Source organism: Azospirillum sp. B4, assembly GCF_000333275.1.
Lineage (GTDB): Bacteria > Pseudomonadota > Alphaproteobacteria > Azospirillales > Azospirillaceae > Nitrospirillum.
This window is the reverse complement of sequence record NZ_BACU01000009.1, coordinates 1-3,824: the sequence shown is the minus strand read 5'-3', so window position 1 is coordinate 3,824 and position 3,824 is coordinate 1. Positions and strand designations below refer to the sequence as shown.

The following is a 3,824-nucleotide window of genomic DNA, read 5'->3' as shown; positions in this document are numbered from 1 at the left end:
TTTCGATCGGCTGCCGGACGCGGAGCAAGTTCTGACCCGCGCCTTGTCCACCATCAACGCGCCACGGCCGCGGTTCCTGGACGGTCCCGGCTTGGTTGCCCTGCTGCTGTCGCCGGTTCCGGTGGACGCCTGGCGGCCGCACCTTGAGGCCTTCTTCGACGAACTGTCCCTGGGCACCCTGCACGACCTGGTGTTGTCGGGCCTGCTGAGTTTCGAGGATCTCTACCGTGCCACCCGTGTCTGGAGGCTGACCCATGCCCGCAGCGCCGACTGGATCGCCGAAATGGCGACCCTCAGCCTGGCAAGATCTGCTGCGCCTGACCGCCACTCTGCCTGAAGGAACGGCCTGGAGCTTCGGCGGAGGCACGGCGCTGGCCGTGCACTATGGTCATCGTACCAGCTACGATATCGACGCGTTTGTCGGCGCTTCCGACACGGTGCGCGCCCTGACGCCGCAACGCAATCCGGTCACCCGCCAAATCCTGGAAGGGAACCCCTATGAGTATCCCGGCAATTACCTGAAGCTGGTATTTCCGGACGGGGAAATAGATTTCATCGTCGCCGGCAGCCAGACGGACACGCCGGTGGCGCCCTGGGTCTTCGAAAGCGCCACCGTGCCGCTGGAGACGCCTTGGGAAATCGCGATCAAGAAAATGTTCTTCCGCCCCTCCAACTTCAAAGTCCGCGATGTCTTCGACCTCAGGTGATTCCACCTGATCGCGTTCCGCTCTAAGTGACTGTTTCGAAAGTTCGTCAACATGGCTGGAAAGGTTGATTCGCATTAGCGGCTTATTTGTGCATGGGCTGTAGAAAATAAAATAGAGTAAAGGATTACCAAGATGGCCGGAAATTTTCAGAACACAGAATATTCTCTAATAATAGATATTACACTTGATATGATTAAAGCGGCCGCAGTCATTTTTGATCATTTTGATCCTTCCAATGATGATCCATACCGGGCTGCAGAGGAGATACTCCATTCCAGTCTACAGTTGGTGGGTTATCGCTGCTCCACGACCCCCAAAAGAAGTCTACAGACAGATGTTGCGGATTCTGAGGTTGCCCGGTTGAGCGGCGGAATAATGCATTAATTGCATGGCTTTCGGCCATAATCCTCTTAGTGATTTCTTTAAGATCTCCAACATGTATAGGTTTCTTTGATTTTTCATAAAAACATGCCGGCGTTACTTTTTGGAAGTCTTCAGAAATAAGCCAACCCCATGCCCCATGGGACAAATGGTTTCTTTTTTCTATCAATGCTCCCATTAATTCACAAAATTCTTCCACTTCTTTTTTGACTTCATCATTCTTTATTTTAGAGGAGATTTTCCGAAGATAGCTGATTAAAGTGCCGCTAGTAACGTTGTCCAATAAAGCAACAACAGTGTGCATGTCTGATTCTAATATCCATGAAATTACTTGCAATATTTGCAAATCAATTTGCCCCCATACGGCAAAAAGAGTTCCAAGATCACGAAGCTGATCGTCATTTAGTGGGATTCTCCACGCCGGATTATCGGAGAATCTTTTTGAGGTCTTTGCCATTATGGACTCCAAAAAATTTATCTTCCGTATGCCTTCATAACAGGCCAGATAAACCTTTTAATTCCTTCATCATCCCTTCTTTATATTGTGTTTCTTCCAATTAAGTCAAGCAATTGGACTATGCCCATGTTCGAACCGAGGGCGCCAACCGCCGCAACATAATCCTTATGAAGGCCAAGCGGATCATCGTGACGCTGTTGCGAATGTGGCGTTCAACGTCCTCGGTCAGGCGGCGATAATCACGCGCCCAGGCAAAAGAGCGCTCCACCACCCGCCGCGTTTTGTCTGGAACGAACCGTTTGAGTACGGCCGTTAAATTTTGGCCAATCACCATAGCGGCACCGACAGTCTTTTTGACCCAGGCAGCCATCGGCTTCCCACCATACCCCTTGTCAGCGAATACGGCCTTCATCTTGCCTCTGATGTTGCCCTTGGGCCAATGGTCCACCAAACGCTTCAACCAACTTGGCGCCGCGTGTGTCGTGGTAATTGGCGGGTGTCACCGCCACATTGAGCAAACAGATCGCTCGCCTGATGGTGTTCATTCCCACCCTCTACATCATGTTTTCGCTCAATCGGACAACGGCCCGCCACTACATGGAGCGCGGCTACAAGCCGGTGGGCGAAGGCTGGAACGTAGCTGGGCCGAAGTCGGGCGTATCGATTGGTCACACGCTGGGTATGTCAACCACACCAATGATGCCCGCGCCGACACACACGGTATCAACGCCCTGAACGAGGTAGGCGGTAAATTGATGGTGGCGAAGCCACGTTGGCTTCGCCACCTTGCTCCAGGTTATTACCTGTGCGTCGAGAAGTAGGAAATCAACGCATCATACTCAGAGATCCACGCTTGGAGCGTAGTCTGTATGTAGGCGGATTTGGGACCAGGCCCTATCGGACCAAGCGCTTCCAATTGTTGCTGGAAGCCATCTCGTTTACGTACCCATCCGGGAATCAGTTCGGTGACCCGCATCATTTGTCTCCATAGACTTGCCCCCAGTAAGAGTATGGGCAACTAGCGATGGAGGCTCAAGACTCTCCGATAAACCGTTGATGCGAATCAGCGTTTCCTGCGGGTCTGGCCCACTTTTGAAACAATCACTAACCCTCGTCAGTGACCGGTCACGCCGCCATGGAGCCCTGCAACTGCGCCACAAAGGCCAGGGCGGAGCCGGTCAGCACCGTGCTGGTGTCGATGGTGACGCCATCGATGGTGATGCTGCTGCCCGTGCTGCTGGTAGTGCCGCTGGCCGACGACGTGCCGTCGCTGGAACTGGCCGTGCTGGTGGTCGCGCCGGTGCTGGAGGAGGACGTGCTGGCGGACGTCGACGAGCCGTCATCGCCGAAGCCGCCCGGCGGTGGCGGTGGCGGCGGGCCCATGCCGTCCGCGCCTTGGGACTGACCACTGTCAGCCAGCGACTGCAAGGCCGACTGCGCCTCCGACTGGCTGAGGGTCCCGTCACCGTCGGTGTCCAGCGTGGAGAACACCTCGTCGGCCAGCGTGGAGCTGCCAGTGCCGCTGCCAAAGGCGGACTCGAAGGCGGATTGGGAAATGCTGGTGCTGCTGGAACTGCCGCTCGTCGAGGTATCGCTGGACGTGGAGCTGTCACTGGACGTACTGGACGAGGTGCCACTGGCCGTCTGCAGCAGCAGGTCCAGCAGGGCGTCGCCCGAGCCGGAGGAAGTACCATCGGAAGAGGCGGTGCTTGAGGACCCGCTGGCGGTGGTGGACGACATGCCGTCACTGTCACCGTCGCTGATGCCTTGCAGCATGCTCAGCAGCCCCCCGCCCATCTGGAAGGTGTAGGGGTTGCTGAGGCCGTTGGCCGTGGTCCCGTCGCTGTTCAGAAGGGTCGACGTCGTATCACTGGTGCTGCCGCTGTCGGTCGTGCCGGCGGTGGTATCGGTGGACGACGTGCCACTGGAGGATGTCAGCTGGGTCAGCCAGGCGCTGTAGAGCGACTGGGAAGACCCCAGGGAGGAGATGGAGGTCATGGGGGGCGTGCTCCGCGCTAGGGTAAGACCTGGGGCGCCGCTTCCCCCAACCGGTTGCCGCCCCCAAGGACGCGCGAAGGACGCGCGCATACCCCGCCTAGCAACCGCCGTTCCAGGCATTCCTGCGATTTCCAGCCCTTTTGCACGCCTGCGAATGGGGCCGGAACGGATGATCCGCAGGCGGCGGGACATGGTTTCATGCCGCCGCTGCCGGATCGATGGTCTGGCGGGCGCCCCCCGCTTTTGGGGGCCGGCACCCAAATCAAGGCGACAGGCGCTAC

The 3,824-nt window shown here is 56.9% G+C and carries 6 protein-coding genes; 3 read left to right on the top strand and 3 right to left on the bottom strand.

Annotated features, from left to right (window positions below):
• Positions 1 to 337, top strand: a 337-nt coding sequence (locus I55_RS36690; protein WP_044558399.1) for a hypothetical protein, incomplete at its 5' end; no start/stop codon positions are given.
• Positions 255 to 707: a nucleotidyl transferase AbiEii/AbiGii toxin family protein gene (locus I55_RS00260; RefSeq protein WP_083900717.1), complete on the top strand. Its 453-nt coding sequence runs from the start codon at positions 255 to 257 to the stop codon at positions 705 to 707. The genes I55_RS36690 and I55_RS00260, both read left to right, overlap by 83 nt.
• 208 nt (positions 708 to 915) lie before the next feature.
• Here I55_RS00260 and I55_RS35585 read toward each other — a convergent pair whose 3' ends face one another.
• Positions 916 to 1,545: a hypothetical protein gene (locus I55_RS35585; RefSeq protein WP_148293502.1), complete on the bottom strand. Its 630-nt coding sequence runs from the start codon at positions 1,543 to 1,545 to the stop codon at positions 916 to 918.
• A gap of 118 nt (positions 1,546 to 1,663) precedes the next feature.
• A complete protein-coding gene (locus I55_RS00255; protein WP_376739157.1) occupies positions 1,664 to 2,035 on the bottom strand; it encodes a transposase in 372 nt (123 codons plus the stop codon).
• 20 nt (positions 2,036 to 2,055) lie between these two features.
• Between I55_RS00255 and I55_RS35580 the strand changes: the two genes are divergently transcribed.
• Positions 2,056 to 2,280, top strand: coding sequence for a hypothetical protein (locus I55_RS35580; RefSeq protein WP_148293500.1), 225 nt, complete (start codon positions 2,056 to 2,058; stop codon positions 2,278 to 2,280).
• Between the two features lie 390 nt (positions 2,281 to 2,670).
• On the opposite strand, the gene I55_RS00250 is transcribed toward I55_RS35580, so the two are convergent.
• Positions 2,671 to 3,543: an EF-hand domain-containing protein gene (locus I55_RS00250; RefSeq protein ID WP_044558398.1), complete on the bottom strand. Its 873-nt coding sequence runs from the start codon at positions 3,541 to 3,543 to the stop codon at positions 2,671 to 2,673.
• Positions 3,544 to 3,824 lie beyond the last annotated feature (281 nt).